Source organism: Rhodoferax sp. GW821-FHT10B06 (assembly GCF_059415605.1).
Window position 1 is genome coordinate 159,469 of record NZ_JBWKNO010000002.1, and the last position, 14,892, is coordinate 174,360.

Below are 14,892 nucleotides of genomic sequence, written 5' to 3' on the forward strand. Positions count from 1 at the left end.
GCCTTTGTTAAGACAGGGCCTCCACTATCAGTTATCGCAAAACGGCATAATGAATGACCAGCTATACACATATATAGCAACACCATGGACTTAAAACAGATCGAATACTTTGTGCGCGTGGCCGAGCTGGGCAGCTTTACCCGTGCCTCGACCGCGCTGAACATTGCCCAGCCAGCACTCAGCCGGCAGATACGCCTGCTGGAGGTGGAGTTGCGCCAAACGCTACTGGTGCGCAATGGGCGCGGCGCGGCGCCTACCGAGGCCGGCAAACTATTGCTAGAGCATGGGCGCGGCATCCTGCACCAGGTACAGCGGGCCCGCGAAGAGCTGGGCCGGGTGCGGGGCTCGCTGGCCGGGCGCGTGGCCATTGGCCTGCCCAGCAGCCTGGCGCGCATGGTGACCGTACCCCTGACGCGGGCCTTCCGCCAGCAAATGCCGGACGCGGCCCTGTCCATACGAGAAGGCCTGTCGGTCGCCATGCACGAATCATTGCTGGCCGGCCGGCTGGACATTGCCGTGCTGTACAACGCCCAGCCCAGTGCCGAAGTGGATATCAGCCCGCTGATGGAGGAAGAACTGCTGTTGGTGCAGGCCCGCCCGCCAGGCCTGCCGGAAGACCCGCCACCGGCCGCCATCACGCTACGCGAGGTGGCCGCCCTGCCCCTGGTCATTCCCAGCCGGCCGAATGCCATACGCATGCACGTGGAAGCCGAAATGGCGAATATCGACTGCCGCCCACAGGTGGTGCTGGAGATCGACGGTGTGGCCGCCATCCTGGACCTGGTGGCCGATGGCGTGGGCTGCGCCGTACTGTCGCGCAACGCGGTAGCCAGCTTCATCCGCCCCTCGGCCTTTACCGTGCGCTGCATCCAGCAGCCGGCCCTGCGTACCAAGCTGGCCCTGGCCACCAGCTCGCTGCGTCCGTCCACACTGACGCAGCAGGCCGCGCTGGAGTTGCTGCGGCGCACCGTAGAACAGGTCAACGCACAGCACTGAGCTTCACAGGCATATGCATATGCCGGGACAAACGTAACAACCCACGCATAATCCAGCCCTTGTCTAAAACCCAAGTCCGCCCTGTGTGCGGCCCTTATTCCTTTTATTCCATGTCCTACAAGCGCCAATTCCTCCAAACCGTCGCCGCCCTGTCCGTGGGCCTGTTCCTCAGCGCTTGCCAAAAATCGGCGCCAGCGCCCGAAGCAGCCGCACCTGCCGCGCCCGCTGCCAGCAGCCCGGCACCCGCAGCCCGCGTGCTGACCGTAGGCACGGACCCCACCTACGCGCCGTTTGAATTCCAGAACGAAAAAGGCGACATCGTCGGCTTCGACATGGACGTGACCACCGCCGCCGCCAAGAAGGCCGGCCTGGAAGTCAAGTTCGTCAGCACGCCTTGGGAAGGCGCATTCAACGCCCTGGCACAAGGCGATCGCGACGTGCTGGCATCGGCCATCACCATCACCGACGAACGCAAGCAGACCATGGACTTCTCGGAGCCCTACTTCGAAGCCAGCCAGCTGATTGCAGTGAGCGAATCCTCCAAGGTCGCCAAGCTGGACGACCTGAAGAAGAGCAAGATCGGCGTGCAGACCTCTACCACCGGCGAAGAAGTCGTAGTCAAGCTGCTGGGCAAGACCAGCCCCAACATCAAGCGTTTCGAATCCACCCCCCTGGCCCTGGCCGAACTGGCGGCTGGCGGCGTAGATGCTGTAGTGGCCGACAACGGCGTGGTCATCCACTACCTGGCCAACAACCCCAACGCCAAGTTCAAGTCGGTCAGCGACGCCAGCTTCGCGCCCGAGTTCTATGGCCTGGCCTTCAAGAAGGGCAACACCGAACTGGCAAGCCAGTTCAACAAGGGTCTGGCCGACATCAAGGCCGACGGCAGCTACCAGAAGATTTACGAGCAGTACTTCAAGTCTGCCGCGAAGTAAGCGGGCAAAAATAGACAAGGAGGGCGCAGTGCAGTTTCGTTGGGAAATTCTGGCCGGCTACGGCCCCTTGTTCGCAGAAGGCCTGTGGATGACGGTGCAGCTCACCGTGCTGGCCACAGCGGCTGGCATGCTGCTGGGGGCGGCGGTCGGCCTGGTCAACACCAACAGCCTGCTGCCCGCCAGCCCGCCCTGGCCGCTGGCCTGGTGCCTGAAACTGCTGCGCGCGCTGACCACCGCCTACGTCACCTTCTTTCGCGGTACGCCGCTGTTCGTGCAGATTCTGCTGGTGCACTTTGCGCTGATGCCGGTGCTGGTGCACCCGGACGGCGGTTGGCTGCTCAGCGGTGACGCGGCACGCGAGTTCCGGCAAAACCACGGCGCCTTTCTGTCTGGCGCCCTGGCGCTGACGCTGAACGCCGGGGCCTATATTTCGGAAATCTTCCGCGCCGGCATCCAGAGCATCCACACCGGCCAGACCGCAGCCGCGCAAAGCCTGGGCATGACGCCCTGGCAGAGCATGCGCTACATCGTCATGCCCCAGGCCTTCCGGCGCATGGTGCCTGCGCTGGTGAATGAAAGCGTGGCCTTGATCAAAGACACATCACTGGTGTCCGCCATCGGCCTGCTGGAGCTGGCCATGGCCGCCCGCACCGTGGCCGGCGCCTATTCCCGCTATTGGGAACCTTATCTGGCCATCTCGGCCATGTACCTGGTACTGACCTGGACCCTGTCGAAACTGGCCAAGAAACTTGAAGTGCCCGAGCATGCGCGCGGGCGCTGAACATACGCACACCACCATGCAAACTTCTCCCCTTGACGACTTCTTTGCCCGGCGCGCGCTGGTGATACTTGACGGCGCGCTGGCCACCGAGCTGGAGCGCCGCGGCGCCGACCTGAACGACCCGTTGTGGTCAGCCAAGCTGCTGATCGAAAAGCCCGAACTCATACGCCAGGTGCACCTGGACTACTTTGTGTCTGGCGCCGACGTGGCCACCACCTCCAGCTACCAGGCAACCTTTGAAGCCTTTGCCAAGCGCGGCTTCGACACGGCGGCTTCGGCCCAGCTGATGCGCGACTCGGTGCGCCTGGCCGTGGAAGCACGCGACGCCTTCTGGGCCGAGCCCGCAAACCGCGTGGGCCGCATCAAGCCGCTGATCGCTGCCTCGGTCGGCCCCTATGGCGCCATGCTGGCCGATGGCTCGGAATACCGCGGCCACTACGGCCTGAGCGAAGAGCAGCTGATGGATTTCCACCGCCCGCGCCTGCAGGTGCTGGTGAACTCGGGCGCTGACCTGCTGGCCTGCGAAACCATTCCCTGCCTGGCCGAAGCCCGCGCCATTGCGCGCCTGTTGCCAGAATTCCCGGGCGCGGCAGCCTGGATCAGCTTCTCTTGCCGCGACGGCCTGCACGCCAGCGAAGGCGAGCTGCTGGGCGACTGCGTAGCTTCGCTGGAAGACTTTGACCAGGTGGTTGCCGTGGGCGTGAACTGCACCGCCCCCGAGCACATTGCCTCGCTGGTGGACCAGATGCATGTGCGCACCCGCAAGCCCATCCTGGTGTACCCCAACTCGGGTGAGCACTACGACGCGGCCCACAAGCAGTGGCACGGCGACCCCAGCGCCTCGCACTTTGCCGAACAGGCACGCGGCTGGCATGCGCGAGGCGCCCGCCTGATCGGTGGCTGCTGCCGCACCACGCCAGACGATATTGCCGCGGTACAACACTGGGCCGACACGGCCTTACCCGCAGCCACGTGAACCCACTCGCGGCGCTCTTGCTGGCCGCAGCGATGGGCTGCGCGGCCACAAGCGCGCCCGCCGCGGACTTCGAGCAAATCCAGCGCATCAAGACAGAAGACGCCATACCCCGCTGGCGCGAAGCTGCCGCCCAGGCCAAGGCCCAGCACGATACAAGCTCCGACACCGCCGTCCTGGCCATCTGGCAAGCGCTGGACCAGCAAACTGACACCGTCACCGGCAAAGCCCCTTTGCAGGACATCGTCGGCGCACTCGACACCGGCAATGCCAGCCAGTTGCTCGCCCATACCAGTTGGCTGCGCTGGCGCATCCTGTCGCAGAACGCAGACGCCCGCTACTCCTTTGCCTACGCGTACGAGCTCAGCCATCTGCGCGACCAGGACGGCGACTTTGGCCAGGAAGCTGTCATCTTCTTCCTGCACGCCAAGCTGGCGCTGACGCTGGACGGCAACCGTTGCACCGACCGCAGCAAGGCCGAGCATTTGATCGACTGGTACCCCGCCCAGACCTATCTGCAGCCGCTGCTAGCCAAGATCGACCGCATGAGCGCGCAAGACAAATCCATCGCCATGATGGAAGCCATCTCGCTGGAGGAAATGCGTGGCGAACGCCCGCCCATGCGCTGGCTTTGCCCCAGCGCCGACCCATCGGTAACACCGGCCGCCGATGCCGACGTGGACTTGCTGGGCACCCAGCCGCGCTTTGTGCGCGATGCGCGCTGGCGCAAATACCGCAGCGATCTGCTGGAACAGCTGACCCGCGTTGCCGCTCGCGACCTCTGAATATTCATAAGATTTATGGCTACAGCGCAGATAAAACCTGCGCAGACAGCTCTTAATTCAATAGCAAACCAGGAGCCCGAACCATGCGCACTTACCCTCTCCTGCTGGCCTGCACAGCCATGGCCGTAGCGCTGTCCAGCGCTATGGGCCAGACCACGCCCCACGTTGCACCCCGTATCGCCCCCAGCAGCGCTCTCTGGAGCAGCGACCCGGTTTTTGCGTTTGACCTGCCAAAAAAGAAGGCTGTCAAAACCCGCCAGTCCCTCAGCGGTATCGCTTGCAGCCTGAATGCCGCACAGGAACGCGTATGCCTGATGGCGTTTGACGAAGGCGAGCAGGCGCGCTTTGCCAAACTTGGCAACAACAAGCTGCAGCCGCTGTCCGAGCCCATCGTGCTGCGCAGCGGCGATGGCGAGCTGGACGCCGAGGGCGCCGCCACCGATGGCCAGTACTTCTACGTTACCGGCTCGCACTCGGCCAAGCGCTCCAGCTGCAAAAGCAACCCCGACAGCCGGCACGTGCTGCGCTTCCAACGCGACCCCGCCACCGGCCTGGCCCTGCGCACCGCCGATGGCAGCCTGGCCGGCTATGCCGACAGCAGCCGCCTGTGGGACATCCTGCAGGCCCAGCCGACCCTGGCAGCCCATGTGGGCGAACGCAAATGCCTGGGAGCCGAGCCACCGCCCGATGCACCCGAGCTGCAGGGCCAGCGCGGCATCAACATCGAAGGCCTGGCAGTACATGCTGGGCGCCTGTATTTCGGCTTCCGAGGGCCGGCCCAGGACGGCCTGGCCGGCGTGTTGGCAGTCGATGCGCAGGCGCTGTTCCAGGGCGGCGATAGCCACCCTGCGCTCACACAGCTGGTGCTCGGCAGCGGCCTGGGCATACGCGATATGCTGGCCGTCAGTGACGGATTTCTGGTCTTGGCCGGCCCAGACGACGACCCCAGCCACCAAAACAGCGTGGACTGGACCGTATCCTGGTGGGATGGCCGGCCCAGCAGAAGCCCAGTGGCGCCCCGCGTGCTGGCCACACTGGACCTGCGCGCCGTCAAGCTGCGCAGTTGCGACAAGGAACTCAAACCCGAAGCCATCACCCTGCTGGCCGAGACTCCACAGGCCTACCAACTGCTGGTGCTATCAGATGGCATGTGCGATGGCGGGCCGCTGACGTTCGACGTGCCGCGCTAGCTTGTGTTTAGGCCGGACTGAGCCGGTAGAAGCGCTCCGCCGTGCCCGCCCACACGGCCTGCGCTGAGGCCGGGTCCAGACGCTGCAAAAGCTGCTCGCTGCAGGCCACCCAGGCTGGGTAGTCTGCGGCCAGGTTCAGCACCGGCCAGTCGCTGCCCCACATCAGGCGCTGCGGGCCGAACAGCTCCAGCACCGTATCAACATAGGGGCTGAGCATGTCGGGCTGCCAGCCGACGCCTACCTCGGTCACCAGGCCGGACAGCTTGCAGCAGACCTGGGGCAATTGCGCCAGCGCCGCCATGCCGTCGCGCCATTGCGCAAACTCCATATGGCCCGGCCCGCGTGCCACCACCGGCTTGGCGCAGTGGTCTATCACGATGGGCAGCGCTGGGTGGCGCTGGGCAAAGCGCAGCAAATGCGGCAAATGCGCGGTCTTGACCAGAGCATCCAGCGACAGGCCCAGGCGCAACAGGGCCTGCACCGCCACGTCAATGGGTGCGCTGGCGATCCAACTGGCATCCGGCAGGTCCTGCAGCATGGGCCGCACGCCTTTGAATACGGGGTTGGCGGCCAGGCGCTCCAGCTCGGCCGGGGCACTGGCGGCTTGCATATCCACCCAGCCCACCACGCCCTGCACAAAACTGTGCTGCGCGGCCAGGGCCAACATGTAGTCGGTCTCAGCCACCGTGGGCGCTGCCTGGACCAGCACGGTGCGCGACACCTGCTGCTGGGCCAGCAAGGGCTGCAAATCGGCCGGCTGGAAGTCGCGGTAGATGGGACCCAGTGCCGGGGTCAGCCAGCCGTAGTCGGGCCGCGCCAAGGTCCAGAAATGCTGGTGTGCATCAACCCTCATGCTGCAGCTCCAAACAAAGGCTTGGTGCCTGTATAAGGTGTGAGCGTGGCGGTGAAAGCAGTCGTCATGGCAATGTCTTGGGTGGGATTATTGGTCTAGTGGTAAGACCAATTTAAACAAATGTCCGTATTGTTGATTTGGGGACTAGACCTGCCAACCGGGTATTCCCCAGGGACTTCATGGCCGGGTCACGCAGCAGCTGCACAATTTAGGAAAATAGGGCTCCAGCGCAGGCAATACTTACGCCAGCAGCTATTATTTGCATAGCAAATCCAGTTAGTGCCAGACCTGCTGCGCCACCCTCAGCATATTGCCGCCTAGGACCAGCGCGGTCTCGGCCGGCGTCATGCCCTGGTCTTGCAGCGCCTGGTCCAGTTGCTGCCAGGCGGACACCGGTACATAGCTGGCTCGGGTGATGGCACGGTCATAGCCTATGGACGCTGGCCACCAGTAGCTCGGGTCGTAGTCGCCAGGCGGGTCGTCGTTCAGCTCAGGCTGGCGAAAGCTGATGTCCAGCCCAATGCCAGCGTGCCGCACACCCACCAGATTCGCCACATAAGCGGCATGCCGCGCCACGTCTTGCACCGATGGCGTCTGCGTACCCAGGAAGAAGGACACGCCGGACACGCACACCACACCGCCGGTGGCTGCGCAGGCACGTATCTGTTCGTCGGTGATATTGCGGCCATGCTCCACCAGGGCCAAGGGGTTGGCATGGCTGAAGGTCACCGGCTGGCTGCTGGCCGCCATGATGTCCAGGCTGCAGCGCCGCCCGGTGTGTGAGCAGTCCATCAGCATGCCGGCCGCGTTCACCGCCTGCACCATGCGCAGGCCCAGCGGCGTCAGCCCGCGCTCCACATCGTGGCAGCCATCGGCCACGCTGTTGTTGCGGTTGTAGGCAAAGTGGATTTGGCGCACACCCAGGGATGCGTACAAAGCCACCATCTCCGGTTGCTCCAGCAGCGGCATGGCACCTTCCAGGTCGAAGCCTATGGCGATCTGGCCGCCGGCCTGGGCGCGCTGGATGTCGGCCACGCTGGCGGCTAGCCGGTAACGACCCGGCTGCGCGGCGATGCTGGCACGGAAGCCGGCTAGCACGGACATCACCTGGCTGAGCGGGTTCATGTCCATGCCGACGTTGATCGACACGTAGTGCACGCCGGCGGCGCGCAACTGTTCGATCGGTTCAAAACTGGCCTGCGGGTGCAAGGGCAAACAGGCGTGGGATTCCCAATGGATCATGCGGCAACTCCGGTTCGGCGAAAGCCGCTGGAGGCTTCCATCAGTTGGCGTGTATAGGGCTGGGTCACGCGGCTGGCCGCCAGGTCGGCGGCGGACAGCATCTCCACCGTCTGGCCGCGCTGCATCACCATCAGCCGCTGGCACAGGTGGGTGACGACCGCCAGGTCGTGGCTGACCATGATGAACGTCAAACCCCGGCGTGCGCGCAGGGCCTCCAGCAGGTTCAACACCTCGGCCTGCACGGACGCATCTAGCGCCGAGGTAGGTTCATCCAGCAGCAAAATCTGCGGCTCCAGTATCAGCGCCCGGGCAATGGCGATACGCTGGCGCTGCCCGCCCGACAACTGGTGCGGGAAGCGAAAACGAAAGCCCTGCCCCAGGCCCACATCGTCCAGCGCCTGCGCGATGCGCGCTTCGGCGTTGTTCATGCCGTGGATGGCCAGCGGCTCGGCCAGCAACCGGTCCACCGTGTGGCGCGGATGCAGCGAGCCATAGGGGTCCTGGAACACCATCTGCACGCTACGCCGGAATGCCTTGCTGCCCGGCTGTGGCAAGGTATCGGCACCCAGCAGCTGCACTGTGCCGGCGGCGCGCGGCGTCAGGCCACAGATGGCGCGCAGGACCGTGGACTTGCCCGAGCCGGACTCGCCCACGATGCCAAAGCTCTCGCCCGGCTGCACGGCAAAGCTGGTGTCCGCCACGGCCACAAAGCCATCAAAGACCACGCGCAGCTTGTCGACTTGCAGACCTATGGACGGGTTCATAGCGCCCACTCCGGCTGCCGGTCCAGCGTAGGTAATGGGTGGCGCTGGGCGCTCAGTTGCGGCAGGCAGTTCAGCAGGCCTTGGGTGTACGGGTGCGTGGCCTGCGCCAGGCCACCAGCGCTCAGTTCTTCCACCACGCGCCCCGCGTACATCACCAGAATGCGGTCGCAAAAGGTGGAGACCAGGCGCAGGTCGTGCGATATGAACACCAGGCCCATGCCGCGCTGGCGCACCAGGCCGTCCAGAATAGACAGCACCTGCAGCTGCACCGTCACGTCCAGCGCTGAGGTGGGTTCGTCGGCAATCAGCAACTCAGGTTCGGCAATCAGCATCATGGCGATCATGGCGCGCTGGCCCATACCGCCCGACACCTCGTGCGGGTACAGGCGGTAGACACGCTCGGGCTCGTCGATCTGCACCGCCTCCAGCGCGGCCAGCGCCTTGTTGCGCGCCTCGCCCCGACTGATGGGGCTGTGGGCGCGCAAGGTTTCCACAATCTGGTCGCCGATGCGCATCACCGGGTTGAGTGAAAACTTAGGGTCTTGCAGCACCATGGCAATGCGCCCACCGCGCAATGCACGCCGCTCTTTGGGCGAACACGCCAGCAGGTCGGTGCCGTGGAAGGCCAGGCGCTGGGCCGTCACCCGACCCTCTGGTGCCGTAAGGCCCAGAATCGCCCTGCCCGTCTGCGACTTGCCCGAGCCCGATTCGCCCACAATACCCAGGCGCTCGCGCCCCAGCGTGAAGGACACACCCCGCACCACCTCGGCCCAGCCGCCGTCGCGGTTGGGGAAGGACACGCGCAGATCGTCCACCACCAAGACGGGATCGCTCATTTGTTGCCCTTTGGATCCAATGCGTCGCGCAAGCCATCACCCACCAAGTTGAAAGCCAGGCTGACCAGAAAGATAGCCGCCCCGGGTGCCGCCGCTACCCACCATTGGTCCAGCACATACTGGCGGCCATTGGCGATCATCGCCCCCCACTCGGGTGTGGGCGGCTGGGCGCCCAGGCCCAAAAAGCCCAGGCCGGCAGCGGTGAGGATGATGCCGGCCATGTCCAGCGTGACGCGCACGATCACCGACGACATGCACAGCGGCATGATGTGGTGCAGCACGATGCGCCAGGGCGAGGCGCCTATCAAGCGCACGGCGGCGATGTAATCGGCCTGGCGGATGGTCAGGGTTTCGGCGCGGGCCATGCGCGCATACGGCGGCCATGCCGTGATGGCAATGGCGATGATGGCATTCTCAATACCCGGGCCCAGCGCCGCGACAAAAGCCAGGGCCAGTATCAGCCGGGGAAAGGCCAAGAAAATGTCGGTGATGCGCATCAGCACCGCATCCACCATGCCGCCTGCGTAGCCCGCCACTGTGCCCACCAGCAAGCCTATGGGCGCTGCCAGCACGGCCACCAACACCACCACCTCCAGGGTGATGCGTGCGCCAAAAATCAACCGCGACAGGATGTCACGCCCCTGATCGTCCGTACCCAGCCAGAACTGCGCGGACGGCGGCAGCAGGCGCATGGTACGCAGGTCGCCCACCGTGGGCGCATAGGGCGCCAATACGGGCGCAAGTACGGCCACCAGCACCAGGGCCAGAATCGTCAGCAGGCCCAGTACCGCGAGCCGGTTGCGCAGGAATACCCGCCAGGCGTGGTAGGCCCGGCCCCAGGCCGCCTGCTTGCGCGAGCTGGGTTGTTCACTCATCAGCCAGCCGTGCCAGCGTTGCAATAACTCCATCATCTACTCCGGGTGCGCGGGTCCAGCGTCTTGTAGAGCAGGTCCGACAGCAGGTTCAAGGCGATAAAGACCGAGCCCACCACCAGCGTGCCGCCCAGCACCGCGTTCATGTCGGCGTTCTGCAGCGAGTTGGTGATGTACAGGCCCAGGCCCGGCCAGGCAAAGACCGTTTCGGTCAGCACTGAGCCCTCCAGCAGCCCGGCGTACGAGAGTGTGATGACCGTTACCAGCGGCACGGCGGCATTGCGCAATGCATGGCGCCAGATGATGCGCGCCTCGGACAAGCCCTTGGCACGCGCCGCCACGATATACTCTTGCGACAGCTCGTGCAACATGAAGGACCGCGTCATACGGCTGATATAGGCCAACGAAAAATAACCCAGCAGCGAGGCCGGTAGCACCAGATGCGACAGCACATTGGCAAATGCATCCCACTGCCCGGCCATGGCCGCGTCCAACAGCAACAGGCCCGAAACATTTTCCAGGGTGTACTCGAACGCCACGTCCACACGGCCCGGCCCACCGACCCAACCCAGCTTGGCGTAGAACAGCAGCAGGCCCATCAGCCCCAGCCAGAAGATAGGTACGGAATAGCCGACCAGGGCCATGACCCGCACCAGTTGGTCCACCAGACCGCCACGGCGTACCGCCGCCCACACGCCCAACGGCACGCCTATGCCGGCGCCCAACAGGATGCCCAGGGTGGCCAACTCCAGCGTAGCGGGGAATACATGGCGTATGTCCTGCATCACCGGGTTAGAGGTCAGCACCGAGATACCGAAGTCCCCATGCAGCACCTTGTCCATGTAGATGATGAACTGCTCCCACAGCGGCTTGTTCAGGCCCAGTTCTTCACGCACCCGGGCCACGGCGTCGCCCGAGGCATGGTCGCCCAGAATGACCAGCACCGGGTCGATGGGCATGACCCGGCCGATGAAAAAAGTAACCGCCAGCAGGCCCAGATAGGTCAGCACCATGGCCAACAAAAACCGACCTGCAGCACGTAGCCATAAGCGCAGCGATGTGCCCGCACCAGCGGACACTTGTTGAGGCGCGCGCAAACCGGCTAGCGCTTGCTAACGGTAAACATGTAGTTCGTGCCGAACGTCGGCCCCAGCTTGAATCCCTGCACATTGCTGCGCACGTTCGCCACCTCGACCTGCTGGTACAACATGATGAAGGGGCTGGTCTTGCGGAACTCAGCCTGCATATCTTCGTACATTTTCTTGCGCTTGCCAGTGTCACGCTCCAGCACGGCGGCATCTGCCATCTTGTCGAGTGCGGGCACCTCCCAGGCGTTGCGCCAGGCCAGGGTCTTGGACTTGGCGTCGTCGCTGTTGTCGGGGTTTTGCACAAAGGTAGCGTTGCTGTGCGGGTCCCAGTAGTCGGCACCCCACTGGCCGATATACATATCGTGGCTGCGGGCACGGTATTTGGTCAGCACCTGCTTGCCGTCGCCGGGGATGATTTCGACGTCAATACCGGCACGCTTGGCAGTTTGCTGGAAGGCTTCGGTAATGCCTTGCACAGGCTGCACGGTGCGCATATCGATACTGACCTTGAAGCCATTGGGCAAGCCGGCTTTGGCCAGCAGAGCCTTGGCTTTGTCCACGTCCAGCTTGTAAGGCATGTCCTTGGCGGCGCCCAGCAGGCCGACGGGCATGAAGTTCTGGTCGACGACACCGATATTCTTGATGACGGTATCGCCAATCGCTGCATAGTCCACCAGCCACTTCAGGGCCTCGCGCACCTCAGGCTTGGCCAGGTTGGGGTTCTTCTGGTTCAGGCTGATGTAGTACACCGTGCCCTTGGGGGACGAGGTGCTCTTGATGTCCTTGTTGCTAGCCACGGCGGCAATGTCTTGCGGCGACAGGTTGCGCGCCATGTCCACGTCGCCCTTTTCCAGCAGCAGGCGCTGGGTCGAAGACTCCTTGATATGGCGGTACAGCACACGGGCCATCGGCGACTTGGGGCCGTAGTAGTTGTCGTTGCGCTCCAGCGCCACCACTTCGTTGGCACGCCATTCGCGCAGCTTGAGCGGACCGGAGCCGGCGTAGTGGGACTTGAGCCAGGCGTAGCCCATGTCGCCAGACACCTCGTTGGCCAGCACCAGCTTTTTATCGACCACGGAAGCTACGTCGGCAGTCAGACAGTTCAACACGAACGAAGGTGCATAGGCCTTGTCGACCTCCAGCGTCAGCGTGAGCGGACCGGTCGCCTTGATCTTGTCCTTGACGTTGCCTTTGTTGAAGCCAAACTGCCCCAGAATAAAGGCCGGCCCCTTGTCCAGGATGACCGCACGCTGGAAGGAAAAGGCCACGTCCTCGGCCGTCAAGGGGTTGCCAGAGGCGAACTTCAGCCCCGGTTTAAGCTCAAAACTGAAGGTTTTGCCATCCGCAGAAATGGTCCACGACTTGGCGATATCAGACACCAGCTTGGACGGGTCGCTCAGGTCCAGGCGCACCAGACGGTCATAGATGTTGTTGGCAACTTCGCTGGCGGAAATCTCAAACAGCTCCGCCGGGTCCATGGTGATGATGTCGTCGAAGGCAAACGCTACCACCAGGGTGTCTTTGGGCGTAGCGGCCATGGCCGTCCCGGCGACAACTGCGGAGGCGGCCAACGCGACCAGGGCGCGGCGGGACAGAAGAGGTATTGAAATTCGCATCAGTCGTTTCTCCGGTTTAAAACAAGCTGCCAAACAAACCACATCCATGGTGCAAACACTACATCAACCCGAGCAAGAAGCGTGCTAACGCTTGCGCATCGGACTCATATCGCCGAGTGCCGCGCTGTCGATCAAGGCGTAATGGTCGGGTAGCGCATAGTGCCACCACTCGTGGTCTATGTGCTCAAAGCCGGCATCTCGCATGATCTTCAGCAACAACATGCGGTTCGCCTGCGCTTCGGGTGAAACCTGTTCGCTGAAATGGTGGGACTGCACGGTCATATCGTCAAAGCCCGTACCCATGTCCAGCTCGCGGCCTTGGGCATCCACCAGCGTCAGATCGATGGCCGTGCCGCGTGTGTGGTTGGAGCCGATCTGTGGGTCGGCCACGTAGGCCTGGTCGGGGGCGGACTCCCACAGCAATACCTGCGCCTCATGCGGGCGAAAGGCATCAAAAATCTTCAACCGGTAGCCGGCCTGCGCTGCCAGGTCTACCGCCTGGCGCAGGCAGCGCTCAGCATCACGGTGCAGCAGGCAATGGGGGAAGTCATAAATCGGCCGGCCAGCGATGTTGTTATGGCTGGCGTAGGCCAGCTCGATCACCACCCCGTGGGTTTCAGTGCGGACTGGTACAAGTGGATGGGGCATGGGCATGCAAACGCGTGTTCGGCAAAGTCGCCAGTTTATAGAAAACAAGGCACTGGCGCATATTGCGCCTGCACGAATAGCTACTTCTTTCATAGCAAATTCAGGCACGCAACATTAAACAATTTATGAACCACTCACCCGATATCCAGATCGGCTCGCAGTACGCCGCCGAGCAATGCTGCCTTGCCACCCGAACTGCTGAGCGGCCAATGAGAAAAGCCGCTAGGGATTGCTCCTTAGCGGCTTTTGTCGTTCGTAATGGTCGGTGTGAAAGGATTCGAACCTTCGACCCCTTGCACCCCATGCAAGTGCGCTACCAGGCTGCGCCACACACCGATCAAGCCTTGAATTATAGCCCGAATTCAGAGCACTTCTGAAAGCAGGTCACGAATTTCGAACAATTCTTGACGCACAGACAGCAGATGATGCGACACGAGATCATCTCCCTCTAAAGCAACCACGTCTTCCAATCGCTCAAACGACGATTCGGTTTCATCCAGGGCATCCAGCGCCGGCACATACTCGCGCAATTTGTCGCGGTCGCCACTAGCCCACTCCTGCAGCTTATTGCGGGCACCGCTGATAGTGAAGCCTTGGTCGTACAACAAGTCCCGAATACGCCGAATCATCAGCACCTCATGGTGTTGGTAATAGCGCCGATTGCCGCGACGCTTCATCGGACGCAACTGTGTGAATTCCTGCTCCCAGTAACGCAAAACATGCGGCTTGACACCGCATAGCTCGCCAACTTCACCGATGGTGAAGTAGCGTTTTGCGGGAATGCTAGGAAGTAAATTTCCCATGGGAATCAAGAGGATTGGATGGAGTGCAGGATCAATCCACAAGGTTAACCCAAGTCTCATGCCAAGGAAAAATAACTTTCAACGGGTCAGATACCGGCCGTGACAAATATCACATGCGTTAACCAGCCACGCCCTGGGCACGACTGTGTTTTAAACCGCCATCAACCCTGGATTTGCTCTTTGAGTTTGTGGCTGGCATGGAAGGTCACGACACGGCGGGCATCGATCGGAATTGCCTCTCCGGTGCGGGGATTGCGGCCAGGGCGAGGTGCCTTAGTACGAATTTGGAAGTTACCAAATCCGGAGATTTTGACGTCCGTGCCCTCAACCAGACTGGCATTGACCAAGTCAAAAAATGCATCCACCATGTCTTTCGACTCACGCTTGTTCAAACCGATCTGCTCGAACAGCAAATCGGCCAGTTGCGCCTTGGTCAGGGTCGGGGTTTCCAGGCTCTCTACCGCAATTTCCACGGCGTTCTCCAGTATGTCGTGTCGCGTCAAACCGATT

At 62.9% G+C, this 14,892-nt stretch carries 16 protein-coding genes and 1 tRNA gene; 6 read left to right on the forward strand and 11 right to left on the reverse strand.

What is annotated here, in order from left to right; genetic code table 11:
- Nucleotides 1-84: 84 nt before the first annotated feature.
- The 6 genes from AC07O2_RS03530 to AC07O2_RS03555 all read left to right on the forward strand — a co-directional run bounded on the left by AC07O2_RS03530 (nt 85) and on the right by AC07O2_RS03555 (nt 5,660).
- Complete coding sequence (locus AC07O2_RS03530; protein ID WP_495074364.1) at nt 85-996, forward strand: LysR substrate-binding domain-containing protein; 912 nt, start codon at nt 85-87, stop codon at nt 994-996.
- A 110-nt stretch (nt 997-1,106) separates the two neighbouring features.
- Nucleotides 1,107-1,931, forward strand: a complete 825-nt coding sequence (locus AC07O2_RS03535; protein ID WP_495074365.1) for a basic amino acid ABC transporter substrate-binding protein — start codon at nt 1,107-1,109, stop codon at nt 1,929-1,931.
- A gap of 28 nt (nt 1,932-1,959) precedes the next feature.
- A complete protein-coding gene (locus AC07O2_RS03540) occupies nt 1,960-2,712 on the forward strand; it encodes an amino acid ABC transporter permease (RefSeq protein WP_495074366.1) in 753 nt (250 codons plus the stop codon).
- A gap of 16 nt (nt 2,713-2,728) precedes the next feature.
- Nucleotides 2,729-3,688, forward strand: a complete 960-nt coding sequence (gene mmuM / locus AC07O2_RS03545; RefSeq protein ID WP_495074367.1) for a homocysteine S-methyltransferase — start codon at nt 2,729-2,731, stop codon at nt 3,686-3,688.
- Nucleotides 3,685-4,470 (forward strand): hypothetical protein, encoded by a 786-nt coding sequence (locus tag AC07O2_RS03550; protein ID WP_495074368.1) that lies wholly within the window; start codon nt 3,685-3,687, stop codon nt 4,468-4,470. The genes mmuM and AC07O2_RS03550 overlap by 4 nt, the downstream gene beginning before the upstream one ends.
- A gap of 83 nt (nt 4,471-4,553) precedes the next feature.
- On the forward strand, nt 4,554-5,660 hold the full coding sequence (locus AC07O2_RS03555) for a DUF3616 domain-containing protein (RefSeq protein ID WP_495074369.1): 1,107 nt from the start codon (nt 4,554-4,556) through the stop codon (nt 5,658-5,660).
- Between the two features lie 7 nt (nt 5,661-5,667).
- On the opposite strand, the gene AC07O2_RS03560 is transcribed toward AC07O2_RS03555, so the two are convergent.
- The 11 genes from AC07O2_RS03560 to AC07O2_RS03610 form a co-directional block, all read right to left on the reverse strand.
- Nucleotides 5,668-6,513, reverse strand: coding sequence for an amidohydrolase family protein (locus AC07O2_RS03560; RefSeq protein WP_495074370.1), 846 nt, complete (start codon nt 6,511-6,513; stop codon nt 5,668-5,670).
- Nucleotides 6,514-6,789: 276 nt separating this feature from the next.
- Nucleotides 6,790-7,755: a dipeptidase gene (locus tag AC07O2_RS03565; protein WP_495074371.1), complete on the reverse strand. Its 966-nt coding sequence runs from the start codon at nt 7,753-7,755 to the stop codon at nt 6,790-6,792.
- A complete protein-coding gene (locus tag AC07O2_RS03570; RefSeq protein WP_495074372.1) occupies nt 7,752-8,519 on the reverse strand; it encodes an ABC transporter ATP-binding protein in 768 nt (255 codons plus the stop codon). Before AC07O2_RS03570 ends, AC07O2_RS03565 begins: the two co-directional genes overlap by 4 nt.
- Complete coding sequence (locus AC07O2_RS03575; RefSeq protein WP_495074373.1) at nt 8,516-9,355, reverse strand: ABC transporter ATP-binding protein; 840 nt, start codon at nt 9,353-9,355, stop codon at nt 8,516-8,518. The genes AC07O2_RS03570 and AC07O2_RS03575 overlap by 4 nt, the downstream gene beginning before the upstream one ends.
- Complete coding sequence (gene nikC, locus AC07O2_RS03580; protein ID WP_495074374.1) at nt 9,352-10,266, reverse strand: nickel transporter permease; 915 nt, start codon at nt 10,264-10,266, stop codon at nt 9,352-9,354. Before nikC ends, AC07O2_RS03575 begins: the two co-directional genes overlap by 4 nt.
- Nucleotides 10,263-11,240 carry an ABC transporter permease gene (locus AC07O2_RS03585; RefSeq protein WP_495074375.1) on the reverse strand — a complete coding sequence of 326 codons (978 nt, stop codon included), beginning with the start codon at nt 11,238-11,240 and terminating at the stop codon, nt 10,263-10,265. The genes nikC and AC07O2_RS03585 overlap by 4 nt, the downstream gene beginning before the upstream one ends.
- A gap of 89 nt (nt 11,241-11,329) precedes the next feature.
- Nucleotides 11,330-12,931: an ABC transporter substrate-binding protein gene (locus tag AC07O2_RS03590; RefSeq protein ID WP_495074376.1), complete on the reverse strand. Its 1,602-nt coding sequence runs from the start codon at nt 12,929-12,931 to the stop codon at nt 11,330-11,332.
- Between the two features lie 84 nt (nt 12,932-13,015).
- Nucleotides 13,016-13,585 carry a D-alanyl-D-alanine dipeptidase gene (gene ddpX / locus AC07O2_RS03595; RefSeq protein WP_495074377.1) on the reverse strand — a complete coding sequence of 190 codons (570 nt, stop codon included), beginning with the start codon at nt 13,583-13,585 and terminating at the stop codon, nt 13,016-13,018.
- A 253-nt stretch (nt 13,586-13,838) separates the two neighbouring features.
- Nucleotides 13,839-13,915, reverse strand: a tRNA-Pro gene (locus AC07O2_RS03600).
- 26 nt (nt 13,916-13,941) lie between these two features.
- A complete protein-coding gene (locus tag AC07O2_RS03605) occupies nt 13,942-14,382 on the reverse strand; it encodes a MerR family transcriptional regulator (RefSeq protein ID WP_495074378.1) in 441 nt (146 codons plus the stop codon).
- 161 nt (nt 14,383-14,543) lie between these two features.
- Nucleotides 14,544-14,855: an integration host factor subunit alpha gene (locus AC07O2_RS03610; protein WP_495074715.1), complete on the reverse strand. Its 312-nt coding sequence runs from the start codon at nt 14,853-14,855 to the stop codon at nt 14,544-14,546.
- Nucleotides 14,856-14,892 lie beyond the last annotated feature (37 nt).